Raw genomic sequence first — 23,022 nt, 5'->3', positions numbered from 1 at the left:
GGCTCAGCCTTCCTTGATCTTGCGTCCGCCGGCGTAGGTCGCGACCACGCTGGTCCGGCCGCCCTCGACGCTCAGGATCGTCGAAGGACGCTCGGTCACGATGTGCTGCTTCGCGCCGTACCCGGTGGGGCCGGCGATCGTCTCGTACGAACCGAGGCCGTCGATCGCCTTCGCCAGCGCGGGTCCGCTGGTCGTCCGCGCCGTCTCGATCGCCTTGGCGATCACCTGCACGGTCGCGTAGCCGGTGAGCGCGTAGGACGTGACGGCGCGCTCGCCGAACTTCGCCTTGTAGCGCGCGAAGAAGTCGTTCACGTCCGCGCGCGGATCGTCGCCGTACAGCGACGCGAAGGCGTCGTAGTAGAAGTTCTTCAGGTCCGGGACGCCCTTCAGCCAGTAGTCGCCGTCCATGGACATGTTGGACATCACCGGGATGTCGACGCCCGCGGCTCGGAGCTGGCGCAGCACCGTGCCCGCTCCCGGGTTGTAGCTGCATAGCTCCAGCACGTCGGCGCCGGACGCGCGCAGCCGCGCGATCTGACCGGCGAAGGACGTGTCCTTCTGCTGGATCGTGTCGCTCCCGACCACCTTGGCCTCCGGCTGGGCGCCGAACGTCGACTCGAACGCGGCGCAGGTCTCCTTCGTGTGCGTGATGCTCGGGTCGCGCCAGAGGTACGCCTTCCGGTAGCCCTTGTCGTAGGCGAACCGGGCCACGTTCGTCGCCCCGGCCGCGCTCTTGGTGCCCATGGAGTACGCGAGCGGACCCAGCGTGGGCACGTCGAACTGCGAGGAGCCCGCACAGGGCGACACCGCGACGACCTTCTTGCCGGTCGCCGCGATGGCCGCGGGGCTGCCGAGGTCGAAGTCGCACGTGACGAACATGGCCTTCGCGCCGCGCGACAGCAGGTCGAGGCCCACGGTGGTCCCGAGCGCCCGGTCGGATTTGGTGTCGCCGTACTTGAGTTCGAGGCGGTGGCCGAGGACGCCGCCGCGGGCGTTGATGTCCGCGACGGCGAGTTCGGCGCCGCGGGACGGACCGAGGTCGTAGGCCGCGGCGAACCCGGAACGCGCGACCGCCATCCCGATGACGATCGGCCCGTCCGGCAGCTTCGCCTTCGCGGACGACGCCCCCGAGTCGTCGTCGTGGCCGCCGCAGCCGGCGGCCATGGTCACACCAAGGATCCCTGCGGTCAGAAGGAGGGCGGTTCGGCGCATCTCGCTAATCCCTTGATCTCGATGGCCAGCGTGTCGTCGCAAACCTAGGGCACTGAAATCTCAATGTCCAGACTTAGATATCTCAACACCACCACCTGAAAGATCAACACATGCACCTTGCTCTGACCTGGCCGATCTTGCGGAGGTTCAGTCGGCGATGGAGGAGGCAGCCTCATGCACTTCAGCGGCATGGAGGTCTTCGACGCCTTGTCCGTCTACCCCTGAGAGATTCTGTCCCCGTGGCTCCCGGCTGATCCCGCCCCGCTCGAAGCGCACCGGGATGCGACCTGGCCGTGGCTGCAGGCCGTCCGCCCGCCGCGTCCGCCAAGACGGGCGGCGATCGGGGGCGGTATTCGGGGAGGCGGGCATCCGGGGCGTGGGCGCGCTCCGAAGGTGAAGTGTGAAATTGATGCGCGGGCGCCGCGCCGTGGAACCCGGGCGGGGCGGTCCGGGGGTGGACGGGCTGGTGGTGGCCGGTGCCGGGTGCCTGGCCGGGATGGTCGCGGCTCAGGTGGCGTCGGGGGTGGTCTCGGATCCGGTGCCGCTGACCGGTCCGGTGGTGGGTCTGCTGGCGGCGGGGACGGCGTGCTTCGTCGCGTCGCGGCGGGGGTTCGGGCGTGCCGCCGGGGCCGTCGGCGCGGCGGCGGCGGTGGGCTACGCGGCGGAGTCGGTCGGGATGCGGACGGGCGTCCCGTTCGGAAGGTACGCGTACACACCGGTGCTGCGGCCCCAGTTGGGCGGTGTTCCGGTGGCGGTCCTGGGGGCGTGGGCCGGGATGGGGCTGGCGTCGCACGCGGTCGCGGCGGCGATCGTCCCGGCCGGGCGGAGGGCGGCGCGCGTGGCCGTGGGCGCGGCGGCGCTGACGGCGTGGGATCTGTTCCTGGATCCGCAGATGGTGCGGCAGGGCCTGTGGACGTGGGCTGACGGCGGGATGTACCGGGGCGTGCCCGTCAGCAACTTCGCCGGGTGGCTTGGGGTGTCGGCTCTGCTGATGGCCGTGGTGGAGCCCATCGTGGAGTGGGGGCCGGACCCGTCGGGGTGGCTCGTGGGGGCCTATGGCGTGATGGCGGGGATGGAGACGCTCGCGTTCGCGGCGGTGTTCGATCCGCCGGACCGGCTCGTCGCGGTGACCGGCGGGGCGGCGATGGGCGTGTTCGCCGTCCCGGCGGCGGTGCTCGCGATCAGGCGGCGGCAGGCCGCGAGTCCACGGCCTGCGAGAAGGCGGGCGCGCAGGCGGGCATCGAGGTGGCCCGCATGGCGGAGGTGATCGTGGTCGGCGGCGGGGTCGGCGGGATGGTCGCCGCGCTGCTGCTGGCGCGCAACAGGCATGCGGTCCGGTTGTTCGAGCGGCTCGACAGGCTCGGCGGGAAGCTGGCCGAGTACGAGCGCGACGGGTTCGTGTTCTCGCTCGGCCCGTCCCTGCTCACCATGCCCCGGGTGTTCAGGGAGCTCGGAATCGGACGCGCGATGGTGGAGCCGGAGGAGCTGTGCCTTTACCGCTTCGCCGACGGGTCGCGGCTGCGCGCGTTCCGCGATCCGGCCCGGATGGAGGAGCAGGTGGAGTCGCTGGCGCCCGGCCAGGGGGCGGCGTGGCGGGCCTTCCACGGCTGGGCTCGGGAGTGCCTCGCGGCGTCGCGCCGGACGTTCTTCGCCGGGCCGCTGGGCCGTCCGCCCGAGCACGCCCGGATCGGCGATCTGCTCGCCGTCGCGCCGGGCCGCACCCTGCACGGGCTGGCGCGCCGCTTCTTCGCGGACCCGCGGCTGCGCCAGTACGTCGGCCGGTACGCGACCTACGCGGGGTCGAGCCCGTACCGGGCCCCGGCCGCGCTCGGCTGCGTCCCGGCGATCGAGCACGACGAGGGCGGCTGGTACGTGCCGGGCGGGCTGCCGCGGATCGCCGACGATCTCGCCGGGGCGCTCGCGGCGGCGGGCGTCGAGGTCCGCACCGGCGCCGAGGTGACCGAGGTGGTCGCCGACCGCGCGGCGGTGTCCGGTGTGCGGCTGGCCTCGGGTGAGCGGGTGACGGCCGACGCGGTGGTGGTCAACGCCGACGCGGCGGCGCTGTACGGCCGGTTGCTGCCGGACCGGCGCCGCCTGCGCCGGATCGCCGGTCTCGGCCTGTCGTCCTCGGCGCTGCTGCTGCTGGCCGGCGTGGAGGGCCGGACTCCGGGGCTGCCGCACCATTCCGTCGTCTTCTCGGCCGACTACCGGCGGGAGTTCGACGCCGTCTTCCGGCGGCGGACCCCGGCGGCGGACCCCACCGTCTACATCGGCTGCTCGGCGGTGGACGACCCTTCGCAGGCGCCGGCCGGAGCCGAGAACTGGGTGATGCTGGTCAACGTCCCCGCCCGGGATCCGGGCGGGTGGCCGATGTCCGTCGAGTCCTACCGGGACCTGGTGCTGGAGTTGCTGGCGCGGCGCGGGCACGACCTGTCGGGACGGCTCCGGTTCGTGGAGACCTTCACCCCGGCGGATCTGCGGGACCGGTACGGAGCGTGGGGCGGGGCGATCTACGGCAGCGCCTACCAGGGCCGGTTCGCGCCGTTCCGCAGGCCCGGCAACCGCGGCCCGCGCCGCGGGTTGTACCTGGTGGGCGGGTCGGCGCATCCCGGTGGCGGGCTGCCGCTGGTCGCCATGGGCGGGCGGATCGTCGCGTCCCTGGTCGAGGAGGACTTCACAGGGGACCGCGCCCGCGCCGAACGAGGGTGGCGGCGGTGAGGCCGCTGACCGTGGCGCAGGCGGTCGCCGCCGCGGTCGTGGCGGTGCGGCTGGCGCGCGGACGGACACGGCCCGCGGCGCTGGCCCCGAATCCGTCCAGGCCCGCGCCCGAGCCGGTCTCGGTGGTGATCCCGGCACGGGACGAGGAGTCTCGCCTCGCGGGCTGCGTCGCGCCGCTGCTCGCCGACCCGGCGGTGCGCGAGGTGGTCGTCGTGGACGACGAGTCCCGCGACGGCACCGCCGAGCTGGCCGGGCGGCTCGGCGCCAAGGTCGTCGCCGGTGCGCCGCCCCCGGACGGGTGGGTCGGCAAGCAGTGGGCGCTGCACCAGGGCGTGGTCGCGGCGGCCGGGCCGATCGTGGTCCTGCTGGACGCCGACACGCGTCCCAAGCCCGGCCTGTGCGCGGAGCTGGCGGCCCTCCTGGACGCCTACGACCTGGTGTCCGCGGGACCGAGGTTCGTCTGCGGCGGCGCGGCCGAGCAGGCGCTGCACGCGTCGTTGCTCGCCACGCTCGTCTACCGGTTCGGCCCGCTCGGGCCGCCCGCCGCGTCCGTTGACCGGTTGCTGGTCAACGGCCAGTGCCTGGCGTTCCGCAAGGCTCGGATGGTCGAGGCCGACGGGTTCGCGCGGGTCCGCCGCCACCTGACCGACGACGTGGCGCTCGGGCGCCTGCTGGCCCGGGACGGCTGGCGGGTCGCCTTCCGGGACGCGGGCGCCCTGCTGGAGGTCGACATGCACGAGTCGGTCGCCGACGTGTGGCGCCAGTGGGGCCGTTCGATCTCGCTGCGGGACGTGACCTCGGCGGCCCGCCTGTCCGGAGACCTGGCCGTGGTCTGGCTGGCCGCCGCGCTTCCCGTCCTGCGGCTGGCGGCGGGACGTCCCGCCCCGCTCGACCTGGCCCTGCTGGCGCAGCGGTTCCTGCTCGTGGCCGCGCTGCGGGGAAGCTACGCGCGTCCGGGCGCGGGCCTCGCGGTGTCCCCGCTGCTGGACGTGGCCGCGGCCGTCCGGTTGACGCGGTCGGCGCTGCTGCCGGCACGGACCTGGCGCGGCCGCCGCTACGGCCGCGCGGCGGTCAGGCCCGGCGGCCCGTCACGGCGGCCTGTCCGAAGCGCAGCCCGATGAGGCACATCAGCGCCCCGGTGCCCGCGACCTGCCCGACCGGCGCGAAGAACAACTGGAGCACCGGCAGGGAGAACACCGCCAGGCGGGCGCCCCAGGCGAACGAGCGGAAGGCCAGGCCACCCGCGATGAGCAACGCGACACCGAGCGCGAAGGCAGCCGGGCAGATCACGGCGAACCCTCCCGCGAACGTGAGGATGGAACGTCCGCCCCGCCGACCGGCGAACAGCGGCCAGGCGTGGCCGATCATCGCGGCGGCCACCGCCGCGTACACCGGCAGCACGCTCGCCCCGGCCGCCGATCCGAGCGTGCCCGTCCCGGCCCCGCTCACCAGCAGCCCGGCCAGCCCGGCCAGCGTCCCCTTGAGCATGTCGCCGGCGAAGACGGGCACGGCGGCCTTCCAGCCGAGCTGGTCCATCATGTTCCAGAAGCCCGGGTTGCGGTCGCCGACGTCGCGCGGGTCGAAGCCGTGGGCGCGTCCGACGAGCACCGCCACCGGCACCGAGCCGAGCAGATAGCCGCTGATGACCGCCACCAGCACGGGGATCATCGCCTCGTTTCACCTCATCAGGTACACGGGCCTGGACGCCATGCGGCACATGGCGTTCGACCGCCCGGTGCTGCGCGGCACCGGCGGCCTGCGGTTCTGGCGGCTCCTGGGCACGGGGAGGGGCCGGTCCATGAGCCTGAGCGCCGACCTGCGCCGCTGGGCGCTGTTCGCGGTGTGGGACGGCGAGCGGGCGCTGGACCGTTTCCTGGAGCGCTCCCCCGTGGCGGCGCGCTGGCGCGACGAGGCCGTGGAGTCCTGGCACGTCCGCCTCGTCCCGCTGAGCTCGCGCGGCGGCTGGGGCGGGCGCGACCCGCTCGCCGGAGCCGCGCCGGGCCCGTCCGCGCCGCCGCACGCGCCGCCGCACGGGCCGGTGGCCGTGCTGACCAGGGCGTCGATCCGCCCGTGGCGGCTGGCGGCGTTCTACCGCTCGATCCCCGACGTGGACCGCCTGCTGCGCCGCCAGGACGGCTGCGTCGCCTCGATCGGGGTGGGCGAGTGGCCGCTCGCCCGGCAGGCGACCTTCTCGCTGTGGGACGACGAGCAGGCCATCGGCCGCTTCGCCTACCGGGCGGCCGCGCACCGCGACGTCATCGGCCGCGTCCGCCGCGAAGACTGGTACAGCGAGGAGCTCTTCGCGCGTTTCAGCCCGTTCGGGAGCGAGGGGTCCTGGGACGGCCGCGACCCGCTGCGCCCCGGCCGGGCCTGACCCGTTCACCCGCCCCGCCCCGACGCGCGGCGACCGTTCAAGCGAGAACCGTGCACGGGGGCGGGCGCCTGCCCGGCGGCCAGGTCGGACGCCACCGCGCACGCGCGAGCGATGGCGGCCGGGCTCGACGAGCCGTGCGCGACGACGACCGTCCCGGTCAGTCCGAGCAGCGCGGCGCCCCCGTGGGTGTCGGCCGCGTACAACCGCGCGACCTCCTCCAAAGGCCCGGAGTCGGCGATCCCGGCATCGGCCGCCAGCCCCAAGACGGTGCGGACGCAGCCCTCGATGTTCTTCAGCACGATGTTGCCGGTGAACCCGTCCGTCACGACCACGTCGACGGTGCCCGCGAGCACGTCGTCACCTTCGACGTTGCCGTGGAAACGGACCGGCAGGTCCGGCAGCAGCCGGGCGGCGTCCCGGACGAGCCGGTTGCCCTTGCCCGGCTCGGCGCCGATGGACAGCAGCCCGACCGACGGGTCGCGGACGCCGAGGACGTCGCGCGCGTAGGCGGCGCCCAGCGTCGCGAACTGGGCGAGCATCTCCGCCGTCGGGTCGGCGGTCCCGCCCGCGTCGATCAGCACGGTGGAACCCGACAGGGTCGGAAGCGCCACGGCCAGCGCCGGACGCCGCACCCCCTCGCGCCGCCCGAGGGCGCGGACGGCGCATGCCACCACCGCCCCGGTGGGTCCGGCCGAGACGAACGGCAGCCCCTCCTGCCGGGCCAGCTCGCAGCCCACCATCAGGCTCGACGTCCGCCGGAACGCGGTGCGCCCGCCCCGTTCGGTCATCGGGACGGCGTCGTCGGCGTGCCGCACCTCCACCTCCCCGGAGGCGCCGTGTCGCCGAAGCCGCCGGTGGATCTCGTCGGCCCGTCCGACCAGGATCACCGGCACCCCGTGCTCGCGGCACGCGGCCAGCGCTCCCGGCACCGTCCGGTCCGGTCCGTGATCGCCGCCCATCGCGTCCAGGATCACCGGGGCCCGGCGAGCGGCCATCTCAGCGCGCCCCGGCGGGGACGCGCCGCTCGGCCCGGCCCGCGGCGGACGCCGCCAGCAGGTGCCGCGCGTAGATCGCGGCACGCCGCCGGCGGGGCACGCGGGCGCGGGCGGTCAGCACGTCGTGGTCGGCCGCGGCGATCCGGCCGAGGATCCCGCCGTACAGCTCGTACGCGGCGCGGATGCAGGGCCGGGACGACGGCGCCAGCAGCATCACCCCGTCCAGGGCGCGGCGGTAGTGGCCGCGGGCCCGGTCGGCCTCGAAGGCCACGAGCTCCCGCACGGCCCGGGTGCAGGCGCCGCCGGCGAGGTCGGCCTCGGACACGCCGAAGGCGGCCAGATCCTCCTGGGGCAGGTAGATGCGGTCTCGCCGCAGGTCCTCGGCGACGTCCCGGATGAAGTTGGTGAGCTGGAACGCGCGTCCGAGCTCCCGGGCGGGCTCCCGCGCGGCCTTCTCGGCGCCCGGCACGGTCTCCAGGACGGGCAGCATCATGAGTCCGATGGCGGCGGCCGACCCTTCCATGTAGCCGAGAAGGTCTTCGTAGGCGGCGTACCGGGTGACCGTCAGGTCGCTGCGCATCGACGTCAGGAACGCGTCGACGTCCGCGCGGTCGACGTCGAAGGAGCGCACGGTGTGCGCGAACGCGGGCAGCACCGGGTCGTCCACCGGCTCGCCCGCCGTGGCGGCGTCCAGCCGGCGGGTCACGGCGTCGAGTGCCGCGGCCCGTCCCGCCGCGCCCGCGGGTCCGCACTCGTCGACGATGTCGTCGACATGCCGGGCGAACCCGTACAGCGCGTGCACATGCCGGCGTTTCCACGCCGGCAGCAGCAGCGTGGCCAGGTAGAACGAGCGGCCGTGCCGGGCGTTGAGGCGGCGGCAGTGCTCGTAGCTCGCGGTCAGCGTCATCTGCTGTCCTCCAGGATCCGGGCGGCGGCCAGCCGCCCGGAGATCAGGACGGGTGGGACGCCCACGCCGGGCGCGGTGTGCATCCCCGCGAAGTGCAGGCCGGGGACGCGGCGGCTGCGGCCCGCGGGCCGCAGCCACGCCGTCTGGCGGAAGCGGTGGTCGAGCGCGAAGGGCGTGCCCGCCGAATGGCCGAGCCGCGCCCACGCCGGTGGGTCGAAGGTCATGCGCGGCACCGATCGCAGGTCCTCGTAGCCGAGGTCGGCCAGGCGCCCCAGCAGGCGCTCCTCCAGTCGCGGACCGAGCAGGTCCCAGTCGGCTCCGCTGGTCAGGTTGGGCACCGGTTCCAGGACGCTCAGGGTCGGACGGTCCCCCGGCGCGGCGGTGTCGTCGGGTTCCGGGGAGGTGACGAGCAGGCTCGGGTCGGGCTGTGGCCGTCCGGCCGCCAGGGCGTCGAAGGTTTCGGCCCACTGGCGGCCGAAGTGGAGGGTGTGGTGCGCGTGGTCCGGCGGCCGCCGGGCGATCCCGAAATGCATGACCAGGCAGGACGGCGAGTACCGCGGTCTGCGCAGCCGCCAGTCGCCCGCCGCCTCGGGCAGCAGCCCGCCATGCGCTCGCGGCAGGTCGCAGGCGATGACGACACGGCTCGCGGGCAGCCGCTCCCCGCCGTCCAGCCGGACCGCCGTCACCCCGGACGCACCGGCCTCCACCCGCTCGGCGCGGACGCCGTACCTGATCGAGGCTCCGGCCTTCTCCGCCACGGTCGCCATCGCGCGCGGGATGGCGTGCATGCCGCCGCTGGACGGGAAGTACACCCCGCCGACGGTGTCCATGTGCGCGATGACGGCGTAGATGGCGAGCGCCTTCTGCGGAGGCAGACCCACGTAGAGAGCCTGGAAGGTGTGCGCCTTGATGAGCCGTTCGTCGGTCAGGTGGGCGCTCACGTACCGGTCCAGGCGCCGGAAGCCGCCCGCCGCCGCCAGCTTGAGCAGCGCATACGGACGTGCCATGCCGCGCAGCCGGGTCATGTCCGCGTCGATGAACGAGGACCATTCCGCCTCGAACAGCTTCCCGAGCCGCCGCCGGAACCGCAGGTACCGCGCCGCCTCCGCCGGGCCGCACAGGTCCCGGACGTTGGCCGCCATCCGCTGCGCGCCGGCGACGACGTCCAGGCGGGACCCGTCGGGAAAGGCCAGCCGGTAGAACGGGTCCAGGCGGCGCAGCGGCAGGACGCTCTCCAGATCCTCGCCCGCCGCGCCGAACGTTTCGGCGAGCACCTCCGGCATGGTCAGCACGGACGGGCCGGTGTCGAACCGGTAGGGGCCGGTGCGGGCCGTCCCGCAGCATCCGCCCGGCTCGTCCCGCGCCTCGACCACCACCACCTCGCGGCCCCGGCCCGCCAGGTGGATCGCCGCGGACAGGCCGCCCAGGCCCGCCCCGACCACGACGACCGGATCCCGCCGCGCCATCAGCGCCGCCCGCGCTGACTGCCGTCCTGTGCCACATGGTGTGGGGAGCGCACTGTTTCTCCATCGCCGTCCGTATAGGTGCTGTCCATTCCTTCGGGACCCGATGGTCGGCTGGTTGCATCCGGGCGGCGATCGGCCCGCGAACTCCCGGCCCTCGACTGGCGGGGCTGGACGGGCCGGTGGGGCGCGAGTGAGGCGGGTGGCGGTGTCCTGGTGCGGCCGCGCGGGTGGAACCCGCAGGTCACCTCTGGCGTGACCATCTGCGGCCAGACGTCGGCGATGGCCCGGCCACGCCTCCTGGGGCACGATGAGCCGACGGAGGGCTAAAAGCGGCCCTCCGCGCTCCCGTCACGTATGGTCGCGCTTTTCTCCGAATCCGGTACCACGTACCGATCGGCTAATTCCGCGTGCGCGAAAACGCAGATCATCCTGATCAGCGGTCGCGCTTTCGGCAGTTACCGCCAAGCCAACCCTGCCGACCCGGCAATCGTACCCGGAATCATTTGGCAGGGTCCAAGAAAGGAGAAAGTCGATGAAGACGCGCATCAAGTGGGGGATGGCCGCGCTGGCCGCCTCCGCGGCGTTGGTCGCGGGCTTCCCGGGCAGCGGCTCAGCCCAGAACGCCAAGATCCAGGCGTTCGGGATCTCCGCCGACGGCACGCTGGTGGCGGCGTTCAAGACCGACGCCCCGCAGGTCCTCGACTGGGTCAAGAACCCGACAGGGCTGGTCACCGACACATCGCTGATCGGGATCGACTTCCGGGTACAGGACGGCAAGCTCTACGTCGTCGGCAACGCCGGCGGCATCTACACGGTCTCGCTGGACGCGGGATCCGAATCGACCCTGACGAAGGTCTCCCAGCTCACCGCAGCGCTGAAGGGCACGAACTTCGGAGTCGACTTCAACCCGGCGCTCGACCGGCTCCGGGTGATCAGCGACACCGGCCAGAACCTCCGGCACGACCTCAACACCAACACCACGGCCATCGACAGCCCGCTGTCGGCCAACAATGTCGCGGCCGCCGCCTACACCAACAACGACCTCAACAACGACACCGCGACCACCCTGTTCGACATCAACGCCGACACCGACCAGGTCGTCATCCAATCCCCGACCAACAACGGCCTCCTGGTCGCGACCGGTGCGCTCGGCGTGAACGTCGCGCCCAACGCCGGTCTCGACATCCACAGCGTCCTCAGCAACGGCAAGACGGTCTCGAACTCGGCCTTCGGGACCTTCGTCGCGCCGAACGGCGCCTCCACCTTCTACACCGTGGACCTGCTCACCGGCGCGGCCACGGCGGTGGGCAAGTTCCCGCTCCCCATCACCGACGTCGCCGTCGCCCTCGACTCCCGCTGAGCTCCCGACCCATGACCACACGATGAGCCCGTCCCCCCCGGGACGGGCTCATCGCCCATGCCCACCCGTCCCAAGTCGATCTGGCCGAATGCGGCTGCGCGGCGCCGATTCTCCGGCGCCCGAAATCGGCGCGTTCCAAGGAGATTTCGCCCCCTACCACAGCAAATGATCATATTTCGGGAGTAGCTCCCCCGGCGGTCGGGCCGCTCCCGGCCGCGTCCGACTCCACGACCTCCGCGAACGTGATCCGGTGGGACGCGCAGTCCGGCTAGCCTGTGAGATGTGCCACCGCACCGACCAAGGGGGCATCCCGTGGCCGACGCCACCGACCATGAACCGACCTCGCTCGACCTCCGGACCGACGTGGCCCACTCGGCCCGGGTCTACGACTACCTGCTCGGTGGAAAGGACCACTACGCCGCCGACCGCGCCGCAGCCGAAGAGGTCGTGAAGGTCGCCCCCTACATGCGGACGTCCATGCGGGCCAGCCGCAACTTCATGGTCAGGGTCGCCCGCCACCTCGCCATCGAGGGCGGCGTCCGGCAGTACCTCGACATCGGGACGGGCCTGCCGACCTCCCCCAACCTGCACGAGGTCGTCCAGAGCGTCGACCCCGCCGCGCGCGTCGTGTACGTCGACAACGACCCGATCGTCCTCACGCACGCCCGCGCGCTGCTCACCAGCACCCCGGAGGGGCGGTCCCGCTACATCGAGGCCGACCTGAGCGACCCGGACGCCATCATCACCGCGCGCGAGGTGCGCGACACGCTCGACCTGACCAAGCCCGTCGCGCTCTGCCTGATCGCCGTCATCCACTTCATCCACGACGACGACGAGGCGCTGCGGATCGTCCGGCGGCTGATGGAGCCGCTGCCGTCCGGCAGCTACCTGGCCCTGTCGACGATCAACCTCGACAGCGCGGCGCGGCCGGTCGCCGCCGTGAAGAAGCACAACGAGCACGGGATCAAGTCCAAGGGCCGCACCACGGAGCAGATCACGCGGTTCTTCGGCGGGCTCGACATGGTCGAGCCCGGGATCGTCCCCGCCCACCACTGGCGGCCGGACGACGAGGCCCGCCGCATCGACGACTCGCAGGTCTCGATCTACGGCGGCCTCGGCCGCAAGCCCTGAGGTCCACGGCCCGCCGGGCCCCGCGCGGTAGGGTCGGCGGATGCTGCTGCGCGCCTACGGGATCGCCCGCTCGCTGGTCATGTACTACGGCGTCCCCGGCAAGCACCGGCGGGCGCGCCGCCTGTACGGCGAGTTCATCGGGCCCGGCGACGTGGCGTTCGACATCGGCGCCCACGTCGGCGGGAGGGTGCGCGTCTGGCGGGGTCTCGGCGTGCGGGTCGTGGCGGTCGAGCCGCAGCCCGACTGCCTGCGCGTCCTGCGCCTCCTCTACGGCCGCGACGACGGGACCGCGATCGTGCCGGAGGCGGTCGGAGCGGAGCCCGGGCACGCGCGGCTCGCCGTGTCGTCGGCGACGCCGACCGTTTCGTCGATGTCGCCCGGTTGGATCTCGTCGGTCGCGTCCGACCGGAGTTTCGCCCGCGTCCGCTGGGACGAGTCCGTCGAGGTCGAGGTCACGACGCTGGACGACCTCATCGCGCGGCACGGCGTCCCGGCCTTCTGCAAGATCGACGTGGAGGGGTTCGAGGCGGACGTCCTGCGCGGCCTGACGCGGCCCGTGCCCGCGCTGTCGTTCGAGTACGTCCCGTCCGCGCACGACGCCGGGCTTGAGGTGCTGCGCATCGTCGAGCGGCTCGGGGCTGAGGCGGGCGGTTACGTCTACAACTACTCGCCCGTCGAGACGATGCGGCTCGCCAGCGAGCGCTGGCTCGACGCGGCCACTCTGGAGAAACGGCTCGAACGCATCCGGCCGCGCGGCCGGTCAGGCGACGTCTACGCCCGTTTGAAGCGATAGGGGCGGGTCAGTCGGACGGCGGCTTGGTGAATTCCGCCAGCCACGCCTCGACGTCCTCGGACGGCAGTTCGCGGAGGCTGACCCGCGATTCCAGTGCCTCATGCAGAACGGGGTACATGTTCCCGGGTGACCACTGGGCGTGAAAGGACCTCTCGGCCAGGAAGAGGGTCGGGACCCCGGCGATGACCGGAATGGCCTCGAATGGCGCGGACCCGGGGAAGAACAGTCCGGTGACGGCTTCTCCGGCGGGCCTCTTCACTCCCGGATAGAAGAATCCGAGAAGCTGGTGGTCGAGCAGGTCCGCCGCCGTCCGGTGGTCGTCGGCGGTCAGCCCCCGGTTCCGCGCGTAGCGGACGGCCGCCGGGTCGGCCGGCTCGGCGTCGAGGTAGCCGGGCCCGGCGTGGCGGAGCAGGGCGTCCTGGGCGAGGGCGAAGAAGTGGTACATGCGGTCCCGCACGCCGGTCAGGCCGAGGGCGAAGCCGCGCCGGTTCCGCACGTCGATCAGCAGGACGTCGCGGCCGTCCACGAGCGACAGCACCTCACGGAGGTAGTACAGCGTCTCGTAGTGCTTCTGGAGCGCGTCCACCAGCGCGGCGATCCCGGGACGGGCGCGCAGCCGCCGCCGCGCCGCCTCGTCCCGGCTGAGCATCGTCATGGCCGCGAGCAGCACGAACGGCAGCGCGTGATGCGCCCGGACGAGGTCGGGAGACCGCTCGAACAACTCGTCGTCCGCGCCCGCGCCACCGTCCGCGCCGCCGTCCGCGCGCTCCTTCGCCAGCAGCAGGTGGCGCTCCATCAGCGCGAGGACGGCGTCGACCGGGATCGCCGCGGAGCCGCCGCGCTCGACCAGCACCCCGCAGACGAACGCCATCATCCCGGCGCGGAAGGCGTCGCCGCCGTCCAGCACCCCGGTCAGCTCGCCGAGGGCGGCGTCGGGGTCGGTGATGGACTGGAGGAACTCCTGCACTTCGGGACGTCCGATCAGGTCGGTCCCGGCCCGGCATTCGGCGAGGTCGCTGGGCTGCCCGGTGAAGGCGGCGATGCCCGGAGTGCGCAGCATTTGATCATGTTAGTGCCTCGCCGCTCGGCCCCGCGCCGCCTCGCGCCGCGCCGACCGCCTCGCGCACCGCCGGGACGATCTCCCCCGCCCAGCGCTCGACGGACGCGGGTTCGGGCGTCCCGCCGTCCGGCGAGAAGAGCATGAAGCCCGACGCGCCGTGCTCCAGCACCGCCCCGGTCAGCTCCTCGACCCACTGGGCGGCGGAGCCGCCGATCCAGCGCCCGGCGCGGTCGCGCGTCGCGTCCAGCGGCTGGCCGGTGATGCGGCCGGGAAGGTTGTAGACGGTGCGGATCTCACGCGGGTCGCGTCCGGCCTCCTCCGCCGCAGCGTCGATGACGGCCCGCCCCTTGAGGTACCGCTCGCTGAGCCAGTCCGCCGCGTGGCCGGGGATCCAGCCGTCCGCGACCCGCCCGGTGGCGGCGAGGGACTTCGGGCCGACCGATCCGGTCCACACCGGCGGCGCGGGGACGGGCGCGGGCGCGATCCCGTCCACCCGGTGGTGGCGGCCGTGGTGGGTGACCGGAGGCCCGCCGCCGGACAGCTCCTTGACCAGGACGATCGCCTCCTCGAACGCCTCCACGGCGGCGGCCGGGGAGAGCCGCTCGACGCCCATGTCGGCGATGCGGTCCCAGAGCCCGCCCGCGCCCATGCCGAGGACGACCCGTCCGCCGGACACCGCCGACAGCGATGTCACGGCCCGCGCCAGCATCGGCGCAGGACGGGTCGGCAGATTGGTGACGTTGGCGAACCCGGAAAGGCGCCGCGTCCGTCCGAGGACGAACCCGAGAGCCGCATAGGCGTCCAGGCGTTCACCGAGATAGGGATGGTCGGACAGCGAGAAGACGTCGAGGCCGTCCCGGTCGGCCCGTTCCGCCATCCGCAGCAGTTCCGGCGCTTCGTCGACGCGCGGATGCGTGCCGAATCCGAAGACGACGTCCGGAAGAGTCATTTTCCTGCGTCCTTTCAGGCGGTGCCGAACAGGTCGGCGAAACGTCCGGTGAACAGGTCGGCGCCCTTGTATTCGGCGACCTGGGCGGGCTGGAGGAGGGACGGCCCGTCCGGCGTGGGCAGTTGCCCGACTCCCCCGGTCGGCCCGAGCGGCAGCAGGATCATCGGGTCGGGCGTCGGCCGGTACACGGCCTCCGGCCGCTCGCCGCGCAGCTGGGCGAGGATGTTCTCCGCGACGATCTCCGCGTGCCGCATCGCCCACCCGGCGCGCTTCACCTCGGGGACGTCGGTGAGGTCCCCGATCGCGTAGACGTGCTCGTATCCGCGGACGGCGAGCGTCTCGGTCACGGGCACCTCGCCCCGCGCCGTCCTGCCGACGAGCCGCCCGTCGGCGAGGTAGTCGCTGTTGACCTTGACGCCGTGCGCGCGGAACCAGATGTCGGCGGTGATCTCCTCGCCGCCCGTGGTGGTGACGGTGAACGTCCCGGCCACACCGGACTCCGGCTCCGGCGGCGCCGCCAACCCGACGCCGAGCAGCACGCGGACGCCCAGCTCGTCGAGCTGTCGGCGCAGGTCGCGACGCAGCTCCGGATGGTAGCCGGGCATCAGCGGCTCGGCCGGGTCGACGACGGTCACCCGCTTGTCCGGCCACACCGTCTTGATCTCACCGGCCAATTCCAGCCCGACCGGACCGGCTCCGGCGATCAACACGCGGTCGGCGGCGGCCAGTTCCTTGTGGGTCCGGCGCAGGTGGTCCAGGGCCTCGTCGGTGGAGTCGGCCTCGGGCTTGGCCGGGTAGCTGTAGCTGGAGCCCGATGCGAGGACGAGGTAATCGGCGTCGACGCGCCGTCCGGAGGCCAGGGTGACGCCGCCCGGGTCGACCGACGCCGCGCGGTCGCGGACGAAGCTGCCCCGCGCCAGCAGCGTGCCGTAGGGGAAGAAGACGTTTCCCGCCCAGTCGGGACGGGTCAGCGCACGCAGCGTCCCGGCCGCGTTGACGAAGGCGTCCCGCGGTTCGATCAGGACGACGTCGGCCTCGGCGTCGAGGGCCTTGGCGACCGACGCGCCGCCGTACCCGCCGCCGATGACCGCCACTGTCCGGCTCATAAGCACTCCTCATGATTAAAGTTCGTAGAACGAACCGTATTAGTTCGTGCTACGAACTTCAACTCATGGAGGCGGCGCTTGTTCCGCGACGGAGGACGTCACATGAAGATGACCGGGACGTCGTTGTCCATGACGACGCGGCCGAGCAGGGCGGCGAGCGCCGCGCGCTCGTCGTCGCCGAGGCCCGCCGCGAGCTTCTCCACCCGGCGGCAGGTCTCCGGATAGAAGCCGTCGATGAGCGCCCGGCCGTCGGCGGTCAGCGCGACCCGCACCGCCCGCATGTCGGCGGGGTCGGGCTCGCGCCGGACCAGGCCGAGGCGCTCGGTGCGGTCGACCAGCCCGGTGAGGCTCGACTTGGCCAGCCCGAGCATGCCGCCCAGCTCGCCCATCCCGCGCGGCTGCGCCATGAGCACGCACATCAGGACGCCCTGCTGCGACGTGATCCCGTGCTCGCGAGCCGACTCGGCGTACACCGCGTTCACCAGGAACGCGCCGCGCACGAGCGCGTTGACGACGCCGATCTCCCCATCACCCTGCGCTCCCACACGTCCACCCTAGCCGCGAAGTTCGCGGAACGAACTACCGGCCAGGGGCCGTGCGCACCCCGTCCTCACGGCAAAGGGGCTCTAAAACACGGCCCGGCGATGTCACACCCGCGGGCGTTCCGGGGTCTTCATGGGAGAGCACCCTAGGAGGGAGACGCAATGCGAGTCTTCGTCACCGGGGCGACGGGGGCGCTGGGAAGGCACCTCGTTCACGCCCTGATCGCGGCCGGTCACGACGTCACGGCCACCACGCGGACGCCCGGCAAGGCCGCCGGGCTGCGGGAGGCGGGCGCGGAGCCGGTCGTCCTCGACGGCCTGGACCGGGACGCGGTGATCGCGGCGGTGTCGGCCGCCGCGCCGGACGTGATCGTCCACCAGATGACCGCGCTGTCCGGCGGGACGCGCGGCTTCCGGAACTTCGACCGGATGTTCGCCGCGACGAACGAGCTGCGCACCCGCGGCACTGACAACCTGCTGGCCGCCGCCGAGCGGGCGGGCACGCGCCGGGTCGTCGCGCAGAGCTACGCCGGGCCGGGGCCGGACGCGCGTCCCGGCGGCGGGCTGAAGACCGACGACGACCCGCTCGACTGGCGTCCGCTCCGGACGGCCGTGCGGGGCCCGGCGGCGATCGCCTACGTGGACGCCACCGTCCCGGTGAAGGCGGCCGAGGGGATCGTGCTGCGCTACGGCGGCTTCTACGGCCCCGGCGCCTCGGAGGCCATGCTCGGCGCGGTCAGGAAACGGATGATTCCGCTGGTCGGCGGCGGGATGGGCGTCTGGTCGTTCGTCGAGGTCACCGATGCCGCGGCGGCCACGGTCGCGGCGGTCGAGCGCGGCGAGCCCGGCGTCTACAACATCGTGGACGACGACCCCGCGCCCGTCGCGCACTGGCTGCCCTACCTGGCCCAGACGATCGGCGCGAAGCCGCCGCTGCGCGTGCCCGCGTGGCTGGGACGCCTGCTCGCCGGAGACCTCGTCGTCGGCCAGATGACCGGCTCGCGCGGATACTCGAACGAGAAGGCCAAGAAGGAACTCGGCTGGGAACCGCGCTACCCGAGCTGGCGGGACGGCTTCCGCGCCTGGACCTCCGGGTGAGCCGCGCCTGACCAGCGGTCGTTCCGGCAGGGACCTCACCAGCGGTCGGACGAATACGGCCTCAGCCAGAGGATCACCTGCAGCGTCACGGCCTTGAACCACGCCTGGTGCATGCGCTCGACGTCCTCCTCGCCGTGTCCCTTCTTCGCCAGGAACGGACGCATCGTCGCCGTGATCGGGTAGATGAACGCCACCATGTAGCGGAGCGGAATGTGCGATATGGACGGGGCGTCGTCCGTCTTGTTCTTCTTCTCGAAAGTGTGCCGCAGGCCGATCTCGTGGGCGTAGGAGAGCCATTCCCGGTCGTGCGGGCGGCGGCAGGTGTCGAGGATCCACTGGCCGAACCGTCCGCGGACGCGTCCCAGGTAGTCGTTCAGGACGGTCCCGTCCGGGGTCGAGAAATAGGCGACGAGATGCGGGTTCGCGGCGACGAAGCCGTACCAGACGTCCAGGACGTCCTCGACCTGGTCTTCGAGGACGTCCCCCGCCGTTCGAAGGGCCTCCCGGTCGTCGGCGGTGAACAGGACGCTCGCCTCAAGCTGCGCCAGCTCCTCCGCCGAGACCGGACTCGGCGCCGTGGAGCCATAGGTGTATCCGGCCGGAACCTGCGTGATCATGCGAGCCACCCTTCATCTATAGGACTCCTATGTGTTTATAGAGAGGAGTCCTATAGGGTGTCAAGCATGGGTGGACGGGATGTCGCCGCGAAGACGGTCGACGCGCTGGAACGGCTGACCGTCGCCTACCGCGCTTTCAGCCAGCAGATGGCGGGCGCCCAGGGGTTGAGCCCGCTCCAACTCCAACTGCTGACCGTTCTCGCGGCCGGGCCGCCCCCGGCCGCGAATGTCGACGCGCTGCACCGCGAACTCCAGGTGACGCAGCCGACGGTCAGCGACGCCGTTACCGCGCTCATCGGAAAGGGCCTGGTGACCCGGCGGCGCGACCCGTCCGACCGGCGCAGGTTCGCGCTTTCGCTGACCCCGGCCGGACGCGAGACCGCCGATTCCATCGCCGCCCAGCGCGGCGAACTGGTCTCCATAGTCGAGACGCTCCCCGAGGGCGAACGCGAGACCGTGCTGAACTCGCTGCTGCTCCTCATCGCGCACCTGCACCGCGAAGGCGTCATCACCGTCGCCCGGACGTGCCTGACCTGCCGGTTCCACGAAATGCACGACAACGGCCACCATTGCACGCTCCTGAACACGCGCCTCGGCACCGCCGACCTGCGTGTCAACTGCCCGGAGCATCTCTCCGCGTAAACCGGATTGCGGGAGCGGCGGCCGGACGATTACCGTCCGGCGGGTAAGTCGACCCGACCGCGAGAGGGGATCACATGCGACTCGGGATGAACACGGCCGCCGCCTCGCACCCGGAGCCCACCTGCCGCTAAGGCGTCACGACTCCCGGTGACAGGGCGGACAGCGGTCATCACCCGTATTCCGCCTTTCCCGAGGAGCTCTTCTTGCCTGCCCTCAGTTCGACGCGCCTGGGCGCGGAGTTCACCAAGCTCTGGGCCGCCTCGGCGGTCTCCAACATCGGCGACGGCGTCACCCTGGTGGCCGGTCCGCTGCTCGCCGCCACCCTGACCCGCGACCCGGCGCTGGTCGCGGGCGCCGCGTTCGTCCAGGCCCTCCCCTGGCTGCTGTTCTCCCTGGTCAGCGGCGCCCACGTGGACCGGGTCGACCGGCAACGGCTGATCTTCGCGGTCAATGTCGCGCGCGGGGCCACGCTCGCCTGCCTCACCGCGATGATCGCCGTCGGAGTGGTGAACATCCCACTCCTTTACGCGGTGTTCTTCCTACTCGGCACCGGCGAGACCCTGGCTGACACGGCATCGGTCGCCCGGCTGCCCACCATTGTGCCGCCCGAACGGCTGGCATCGGCGAACGCGCTGCTGATGGCCACCTTCACGGTCGGCAACCAGTTTCTCTCCAAGCCGTTGGGCGCGGCATTGTTCGCCATGGCCGCCGCGATTCCGTTCGGCGTCAACGCCGTCACGTTCGTCGTCGCGGCGCTCTTGGTCGCGTCGATGCGCCCGGTGCCCGTCGAGCCCGTCCAGCGGACGCGACGCGCGCTGCGGACCGAAATCGCCGAAGGAGTGCGCTGGCTTTGGTCGCACGAATTGCTACGCACCTTGGCTGTCGCCATGGGCGTGGCGAACCTGGCGTTCTGCGGCGCGTTCTCGGTCTTCGTCCTCTACGCCGAAGAGCGCCTCGGGCTCTCCCCCGTGGGATATGGATTCCTGCTCACCACGTTCGGCATCGGGGGCCTTGTCGGAACCGCTGTCGCGGACCGTTTGCGGCGACGCTTCGGCGCGGCCGCGCTTCTCCGGGGCGGGTTGGTCGTCGAAGCGGCGACCCATCTGACCCTCGCGCTCACTACGCGGGCCTGGCTGGCGGCAGCCATTCTCGTGGTCTTCGGAGTGCACACGATGGTTTGGGGAGTGATCTCCGCCACCGTCCGGCAGCGCGCGACTCCCAATCACCTGCTCGGACGGGTCACCAGCGTCTATTCGCTGATCGACGCCTCCGGTGCCGCGACCGGCATGCTGCTGGGCGGATTGGCGGCGCGGGCCGTCACCATCACCACCCCGTTCTGGCTCGCCGGTGCGCTGACCGCCGCGGTCGTCCTTGCGTCCTGGCGCGCGTTGGGAAGCGCCTCTGCTCCCTGAACATCTGGTATCAGTCGTCATGGAGGAGATCTGGCGTGACGTATGCCGAAATACCTTTGACCGAGTCCATTCGGGCAGCGATTGAGGACGGTTGGGGGCGGGAGGTCGAGGGCCCGGCTGAGAGGTTGCACGGCGGGGAGGAGTCGGCCGCTTACCGGATCGGGGATCTGCTGGTGCGAGTCGGCCCCGAGTGGCGGAGCACAGCCATGGCGGAATGGTGCAACGCGGTCGCCGAGCACGCTGCGTCCGCCATTCCCGAAGCCGTGGCCCCATTTCGGACGCGGGCGGGAACCACGACGGTCCGCGCCGACGGACGTCCCGTGTCGCTGTGGCGGTACGTCGCAGGCGAATGGCCCGACGACCGCGATCCCCGCATGCGGACCCAGGCCGCGCGGACGCTCGCGCGCCTGCATCGTGCCCTCGCCTCCTATCGCCCGCCGCCGCGCCGAGAGACGGCCTTCGCCGAAGTCGGCCTGAACGGCGACCCGCCCGTGGAAGCGCCCTACCTCGCCGACCCGGATCTGGACCGCTGGCTTGCCGACTACGCCGAACACAACCCCGCGCGCCAGGTATTGCACGGCGACTTCTACGCAGGCAACACGCTGGCCCACGACGGGCGCCTAGTAGCCGTCCTGGACTGGGACGAGATCTTCATCGGACCGCCAGAGCTGGAGGTCGCCTCGGCCGCACTCGAATGGTCGGACGAATTCGGCGACGCCGAGCAGGAGCGTCGCCGCTTCATCACCGACTACCACCAGGCCGGCGGCACCGCCGGACCCATCGACGACCGGACCGCCGCCCAGCTCATCCGCCACAAACTGCGCCGCGAAGCCGCCTACTTCGAACTCGCCCGCGAACGCGGAACCGAATTCGACCAGGACGACATCGCCTACCACGAACGCCGAGTAGCAGCCTTCTTCCAACTGAAGTGACCTCCCGCGGCTCGATACGAGACCGTACGCTGGGGCGATCTCTGGGAGGTCATGGATGATGGACCGGCTGTACGAACGTTCCAGCAGGCGATGCGAGCCGGACGCGCTCGATCCGGCGGTGCGGGACGCGCTCATGGAGCACGGCGAGGCGCATCAACTCGGCGACGTGGCCACGGCCGCGCGGATGTGCTGCGTGACGCGCAGCGTCCGGCTCAAGCGGCCAGGGCTGCTGGCGAGGCTGACGAAGTCGGGCGACCCCGACACCGAGCACACGACGATCACCCTTCTCCTACCGCGCTACTTGGTGGTGGCCGTAACCGGGGCCCAGCGCGGAATCCACGTCCGCTCGATTCGCCTGGAGGACGTCAGCCTCGACTCCGCTCTGCCCGCGAGCCTGGACACGGGCATCTCCGCCACGGGCCCGTGGTCGGGAACGCCGGAACACTCGTCCTTCCACATCGCCCTGGGCGACGACCCAGACGGCAACGCTTTTCTCACCGAACTACGCACCGCCATCACCAAGGCAAAGACCGCCTAACCCAGGTGTCCTCAATCACTGATAGAGCTACAAGGAAAAGGGGACGACCGCGGGTGCAGTCATCCCCTCAAGAAGCCATGGGTCAGTGAGTCAGGTCGAACGACCCGTCCTTAATTCCGCCGAGGAGGGACGCCCACTCGGACGGCGCGACAGAGAGCACAGGGCCACTCACGTCCTTGGAGTCACGCAACGCGACGCCTTGCACCATCAGCGCGGCTACCTCGACGCACTGGCCTCCACCACCATCGCTGTAACTGCTCTTGCGCCATCCCGTGCGAAGAACCATTCGATAGGTCATGCCCCTGACCTTAGTCTCTCGATCAGGTCCAAGGAGTCGCTAGGCGACAACGAAGCCGTGACCAGGTGGTCGAACGCCAGCGCATGTCGGCGCACGTCTTCATCCTCTTCGAGGTACCACCCCGTTGTGAGGTTCTCTATCAGCACGACAGAGAGATCCCGCGTCGTCAGGATGTGGTAGGAGCCGTTGTGACCAGGCTGAGCCCCGGCCGAATAGGGCAGCACCCGAATTTCAACATTCGACAACTGGGCAGCATCGCTCAAGCGCCGAAGTTGCGCATCCATGGTACTCACCCCACCCACTTGCTGACGTAGCACCGCCTCACTGATTACCACATTCAACAGCGCGGGCCGAGGTTTGGCGAGGACTCGCTGTCGACGCAGGCGAATGGCTGCCAGCTTCTCAATATCGAGGGACTCCCCCATGGAAATTTGCGACCTGATGACGGCTCGGGTGTAATCCTCCGTTTGAAGAAGCCCTGGAACCAGATGAAGCTGGAAACTCCTCACCATCGTCGCCTCGGCCTCAAGCGCGATGTAATCCAGCGTGCTGGGCTGTAGGTCGCCCTCGTAACGGTGCCACCACCCTCTCTCAGCCGCATTCTGGGCTAGTTCAAAGAGGTACTCGCGCTCGCGTGTGTCAGTGACGCCGTAGCGGTCGAGCATGTGTTCCAAGGCGGGCCGACGGATGCCGCGTTTGCCGGTCTCAAGCTTGCTCAGCGAGGACGGCGTGCGGTTCAGCAGGCGCGCGGCCTTCTGGAGGGTCAGGCCGCGCTCCTCGCGGATGGCACGAAGACGCTGGCCGAGCTTCCGGCTTCGCATGGTCGGGCGCCGCTGATCATCCATAGCGTAATCATGACCCGACTGTCCGTG

The 23,022-nt window shown here is 71.8% G+C and carries 24 protein-coding genes; 12 read left to right on the top strand and 12 right to left on the bottom strand.

The features are described 5' to 3' along the window. Positions 1–3: 3 nt before the first annotated feature. Positions 4–1,164 carry an ABC transporter substrate-binding protein gene (locus FXF65_RS29985; protein ID WP_246199221.1) on the bottom strand — a complete coding sequence of 387 codons (1,161 nt, stop codon included), beginning with the start codon at positions 1,162–1,164 and terminating at the stop codon, positions 4–6. A gap of 457 nt (positions 1,165–1,621) precedes the next feature. Between FXF65_RS29985 and FXF65_RS29980 the strand changes: the two genes are divergently transcribed. Genes FXF65_RS29980 through FXF65_RS29970 form a run of 3 tightly spaced genes read left to right on the top strand, consistent with a single transcriptional unit; the run spans position 1,622 to position 5,051 of the window. Continuing rightward, positions 1,622–2,479 (top strand): carotenoid biosynthesis protein, encoded by an 858-nt coding sequence (locus tag FXF65_RS29980; RefSeq protein WP_148353477.1) that lies wholly within the window; start codon positions 1,622–1,624, stop codon positions 2,477–2,479. Then, on the top strand, positions 2,467–3,930 hold the full coding sequence (locus FXF65_RS29975; RefSeq protein ID WP_246199203.1) for a phytoene desaturase family protein: 1,464 nt from the start codon (positions 2,467–2,469) through the stop codon (positions 3,928–3,930). Before FXF65_RS29980 ends, FXF65_RS29975 begins: the two co-directional genes overlap by 13 nt. Then, positions 3,927–5,051, top strand: coding sequence for a glycosyltransferase family 2 protein (locus FXF65_RS29970; RefSeq protein WP_246199202.1), 1,125 nt, complete (start codon positions 3,927–3,929; stop codon positions 5,049–5,051). The genes FXF65_RS29975 and FXF65_RS29970 overlap by 4 nt, the downstream gene beginning before the upstream one ends. On the opposite strand, the gene FXF65_RS29965 is transcribed toward FXF65_RS29970, so the two are convergent. After that, positions 5,002–5,598: a glycerol-3-phosphate acyltransferase gene (locus FXF65_RS29965; RefSeq protein WP_148353384.1), complete on the bottom strand. Its 597-nt coding sequence runs from the start codon at positions 5,596–5,598 to the stop codon at positions 5,002–5,004. The two genes, FXF65_RS29970 and FXF65_RS29965, sit on opposite strands and share 50 nt — an antisense overlap. On the opposite strand from FXF65_RS29965, the gene FXF65_RS29960 reads away from it, so the two are divergent. Continuing rightward, positions 5,573–6,304 carry a spheroidene monooxygenase gene (locus FXF65_RS29960; protein WP_246199201.1) on the top strand — a complete coding sequence of 244 codons (732 nt, stop codon included), beginning with the start codon at positions 5,573–5,575 and terminating at the stop codon, positions 6,302–6,304. The two genes, FXF65_RS29965 and FXF65_RS29960, sit on opposite strands and share 26 nt — an antisense overlap. 5 nt (positions 6,305–6,309) lie before the next feature. Here FXF65_RS29960 and FXF65_RS29955 read toward each other — a convergent pair whose 3' ends face one another. The 3 genes from FXF65_RS29955 to crtI are packed head-to-tail and all read right to left on the bottom strand — an operon-like array spanning position 6,310 to position 9,672. Next, on the bottom strand, positions 6,310–7,299 hold the full coding sequence (locus FXF65_RS29955) for a phosphate acyltransferase (RefSeq protein ID WP_148353383.1): 990 nt from the start codon (positions 7,297–7,299) through the stop codon (positions 6,310–6,312). 1 nt (position 7,300) lies between these two features. After that, a complete protein-coding gene (locus FXF65_RS29950; RefSeq protein WP_148353382.1) occupies positions 7,301–8,206 on the bottom strand; it encodes a phytoene/squalene synthase family protein in 906 nt (301 codons plus the stop codon). Further along, entirely contained in the window at positions 8,203–9,672 is a 1,470-nt protein-coding gene (crtI, locus tag FXF65_RS29945) for a phytoene desaturase family protein (protein WP_148353381.1), read from the bottom strand. The genes FXF65_RS29950 and crtI overlap by 4 nt, the downstream gene beginning before the upstream one ends. 532 nt (positions 9,673–10,204) lie before the next feature. On the opposite strand from crtI, the gene FXF65_RS29940 reads away from it, so the two are divergent. From FXF65_RS29940 to FXF65_RS29930, 3 genes are all read left to right on the top strand, one after another. After that, entirely contained in the window at positions 10,205–11,032 is an 828-nt protein-coding gene (locus tag FXF65_RS29940; RefSeq protein WP_148353380.1) for a DUF4394 domain-containing protein, read from the top strand. A gap of 312 nt (positions 11,033–11,344) precedes the next feature. Continuing rightward, the gene (locus FXF65_RS29935; RefSeq protein WP_148353379.1) at positions 11,345–12,163 is read left to right on the top strand and encodes an SAM-dependent methyltransferase; all 819 of its coding nucleotides are present in this window, start codon (positions 11,345–11,347) and stop codon (positions 12,161–12,163) included. A 40-nt stretch (positions 12,164–12,203) separates the two neighbouring features. Next, the gene (locus tag FXF65_RS29930) at positions 12,204–12,956 is read left to right on the top strand and encodes an FkbM family methyltransferase (RefSeq protein ID WP_148353378.1); all 753 of its coding nucleotides are present in this window, start codon (positions 12,204–12,206) and stop codon (positions 12,954–12,956) included. A 7-nt stretch (positions 12,957–12,963) separates the two neighbouring features. Here FXF65_RS29930 and FXF65_RS29925 read toward each other — a convergent pair whose 3' ends face one another. The 4 genes from FXF65_RS29925 to FXF65_RS29910 form a co-directional block, all read right to left on the bottom strand. Beyond that, positions 12,964–14,016, bottom strand: a complete 1,053-nt coding sequence (locus FXF65_RS29925) for a hypothetical protein (protein WP_148353377.1) — start codon at positions 14,014–14,016, stop codon at positions 12,964–12,966. A 4-nt stretch (positions 14,017–14,020) separates the two neighbouring features. Further along, positions 14,021–14,965, bottom strand: coding sequence for an LLM class flavin-dependent oxidoreductase (locus tag FXF65_RS29920; RefSeq protein WP_148353376.1), 945 nt, complete (start codon positions 14,963–14,965; stop codon positions 14,021–14,023). A gap of 14 nt (positions 14,966–14,979) precedes the next feature. Continuing rightward, complete coding sequence (locus FXF65_RS29915; RefSeq protein WP_148353375.1) at positions 14,980–16,071, bottom strand: NAD(P)/FAD-dependent oxidoreductase; 1,092 nt, start codon at positions 16,069–16,071, stop codon at positions 14,980–14,982. 98 nt (positions 16,072–16,169) lie between these two features. Next, on the bottom strand, positions 16,170–16,616 hold the full coding sequence (locus tag FXF65_RS29910; protein WP_148353374.1) for a MarR family winged helix-turn-helix transcriptional regulator: 447 nt from the start codon (positions 16,614–16,616) through the stop codon (positions 16,170–16,172). 159 nt (positions 16,617–16,775) lie between these two features. Between FXF65_RS29910 and FXF65_RS29905 the strand changes: the two genes are divergently transcribed. Beyond that, on the top strand, positions 16,776–17,711 hold the full coding sequence (locus FXF65_RS29905; protein ID WP_148353373.1) for an NAD-dependent epimerase/dehydratase family protein: 936 nt from the start codon (positions 16,776–16,778) through the stop codon (positions 17,709–17,711). Positions 17,712–17,746: 35 nt separating this feature from the next. Here the strand turns inward: FXF65_RS29905 and FXF65_RS29900 are convergent, their stop codons facing one another. Next, positions 17,747–18,328: a protoglobin domain-containing protein gene (locus FXF65_RS29900; RefSeq protein ID WP_148353372.1), complete on the bottom strand. Its 582-nt coding sequence runs from the start codon at positions 18,326–18,328 to the stop codon at positions 17,747–17,749. Positions 18,329–18,394: 66 nt separating this feature from the next. Between FXF65_RS29900 and FXF65_RS29895 the strand changes: the two genes are divergently transcribed. The 4 genes from FXF65_RS29895 to FXF65_RS29880 all read left to right on the top strand — a co-directional run bounded on the left by FXF65_RS29895 (position 18,395) and on the right by FXF65_RS29880 (position 21,852). Continuing rightward, on the top strand, positions 18,395–18,970 hold the full coding sequence (locus FXF65_RS29895; protein WP_148353371.1) for a MarR family winged helix-turn-helix transcriptional regulator: 576 nt from the start codon (positions 18,395–18,397) through the stop codon (positions 18,968–18,970). A 203-nt stretch (positions 18,971–19,173) separates the two neighbouring features. After that, positions 19,174–20,382, top strand: coding sequence for an MFS transporter (locus FXF65_RS29890; RefSeq protein WP_148353370.1), 1,209 nt, complete (start codon positions 19,174–19,176; stop codon positions 20,380–20,382). Between the two features lie 35 nt (positions 20,383–20,417). Continuing rightward, complete coding sequence (locus FXF65_RS29885) at positions 20,418–21,314, top strand: phosphotransferase enzyme family protein (RefSeq protein ID WP_148353369.1); 897 nt, start codon at positions 20,418–20,420, stop codon at positions 21,312–21,314. A 55-nt stretch (positions 21,315–21,369) separates the two neighbouring features. Then, positions 21,370–21,852 (top strand): hypothetical protein, encoded by a 483-nt coding sequence (locus FXF65_RS29880; protein WP_148353368.1) that lies wholly within the window; start codon positions 21,370–21,372, stop codon positions 21,850–21,852. A gap of 82 nt (positions 21,853–21,934) precedes the next feature. Here FXF65_RS29880 and FXF65_RS29875 read toward each other — a convergent pair whose 3' ends face one another. Both FXF65_RS29875 and FXF65_RS29870 read right to left on the bottom strand, forming a co-directional pair. Further along, the gene (locus FXF65_RS29875; protein ID WP_148353367.1) at positions 21,935–22,150 is read right to left on the bottom strand and encodes a DUF397 domain-containing protein; all 216 of its coding nucleotides are present in this window, start codon (positions 22,148–22,150) and stop codon (positions 21,935–21,937) included. Further along, the gene (locus tag FXF65_RS29870; protein ID WP_148353366.1) at positions 22,147–22,995 is read right to left on the bottom strand and encodes a helix-turn-helix domain-containing protein; all 849 of its coding nucleotides are present in this window, start codon (positions 22,993–22,995) and stop codon (positions 22,147–22,149) included. The genes FXF65_RS29875 and FXF65_RS29870 overlap by 4 nt, the downstream gene beginning before the upstream one ends. Positions 22,996–23,022 lie beyond the last annotated feature (27 nt).

It is taken from the genome of Actinomadura syzygii, assembly GCF_008085905.1.
Taxonomy (GTDB): domain Bacteria; phylum Actinomycetota; class Actinomycetes; order Streptosporangiales; family Streptosporangiaceae; genus Spirillospora; species Spirillospora syzygii.
This window is presented reverse-complemented; position numbering and strand designations above follow the sequence as displayed.

Excerpts from the sequence above, each read along its gene's own strand:
- FXF65_RS29975 (WP_246199203.1), top strand. The coding sequence starts at position 2,467 with ATGGCGGAGGTGATCGTGGTCGGCGGCGGGGTCGGCGGGATGGTCGCC.
- FXF65_RS29930 (WP_148353378.1), top strand. The coding sequence starts at position 12,204 with ATGCTGCTGCGCGCCTACGGGATCGCCCGCTCGCTGGTCATGTACTAC.
- crtI (WP_148353381.1), bottom strand. The coding sequence starts at position 9,672 with ATGGCGCGGCGGGATCCGGTCGTCGTGGTCGGGGCGGGCCTGGGCGGC.
- FXF65_RS29915 (WP_148353375.1), bottom strand. The coding sequence starts at position 16,071 with ATGAGCCGGACAGTGGCGGTCATCGGCGGCGGGTACGGCGGCGCGTCG.
- FXF65_RS29965 (WP_148353384.1), bottom strand. The coding sequence starts at position 5,598 with ATGATCCCCGTGCTGGTGGCGGTCATCAGCGGCTATCTGCTCGGCTCG.
- FXF65_RS29980 (WP_148353477.1), top strand. The coding sequence starts at position 1,622 with ATGCGCGGGCGCCGCGCCGTGGAACCCGGGCGGGGCGGTCCGGGGGTG.
- FXF65_RS29895 (WP_148353371.1), top strand. The coding sequence starts at position 18,395 with ATGGGTGGACGGGATGTCGCCGCGAAGACGGTCGACGCGCTGGAACGG.
- FXF65_RS29955 (WP_148353383.1), bottom strand. The coding sequence starts at position 7,299 with ATGGCCGCTCGCCGGGCCCCGGTGATCCTGGACGCGATGGGCGGCGAT.
- FXF65_RS29950 (WP_148353382.1), bottom strand. The coding sequence starts at position 8,206 with ATGACGCTGACCGCGAGCTACGAGCACTGCCGCCGCCTCAACGCCCGG.
- FXF65_RS29870 (WP_148353366.1), bottom strand. The coding sequence starts at position 22,995 with ATGGATGATCAGCGGCGCCCGACCATGCGAAGCCGGAAGCTCGGCCAG.
- FXF65_RS29920 (WP_148353376.1), bottom strand. The coding sequence starts at position 14,965 with ATGACTCTTCCGGACGTCGTCTTCGGATTCGGCACGCATCCGCGCGTC.
- FXF65_RS29985 (WP_246199221.1), bottom strand. The coding sequence starts at position 1,164 with ATGGCCGCCGGCTGCGGCGGCCACGACGACGACTCGGGGGCGTCGTCC.
- FXF65_RS29925 (WP_148353377.1), bottom strand. The coding sequence starts at position 14,016 with ATGCTGCGCACTCCGGGCATCGCCGCCTTCACCGGGCAGCCCAGCGAC.
- FXF65_RS29900 (WP_148353372.1), bottom strand. The coding sequence starts at position 18,328 with ATGATCACGCAGGTTCCGGCCGGATACACCTATGGCTCCACGGCGCCG.
- FXF65_RS29875 (WP_148353367.1), bottom strand. The coding sequence starts at position 22,150 with ATGACCTATCGAATGGTTCTTCGCACGGGATGGCGCAAGAGCAGTTAC.
- FXF65_RS29880 (WP_148353368.1), top strand. The coding sequence starts at position 21,370 with ATGATGGACCGGCTGTACGAACGTTCCAGCAGGCGATGCGAGCCGGAC.
- FXF65_RS29905 (WP_148353373.1), top strand. The coding sequence starts at position 16,776 with ATGCGAGTCTTCGTCACCGGGGCGACGGGGGCGCTGGGAAGGCACCTC.
- FXF65_RS29960 (WP_246199201.1), top strand. The coding sequence starts at position 5,573 with ATGACCGCCACCAGCACGGGGATCATCGCCTCGTTTCACCTCATCAGG.
- FXF65_RS29940 (WP_148353380.1), top strand. The coding sequence starts at position 10,205 with ATGAAGACGCGCATCAAGTGGGGGATGGCCGCGCTGGCCGCCTCCGCG.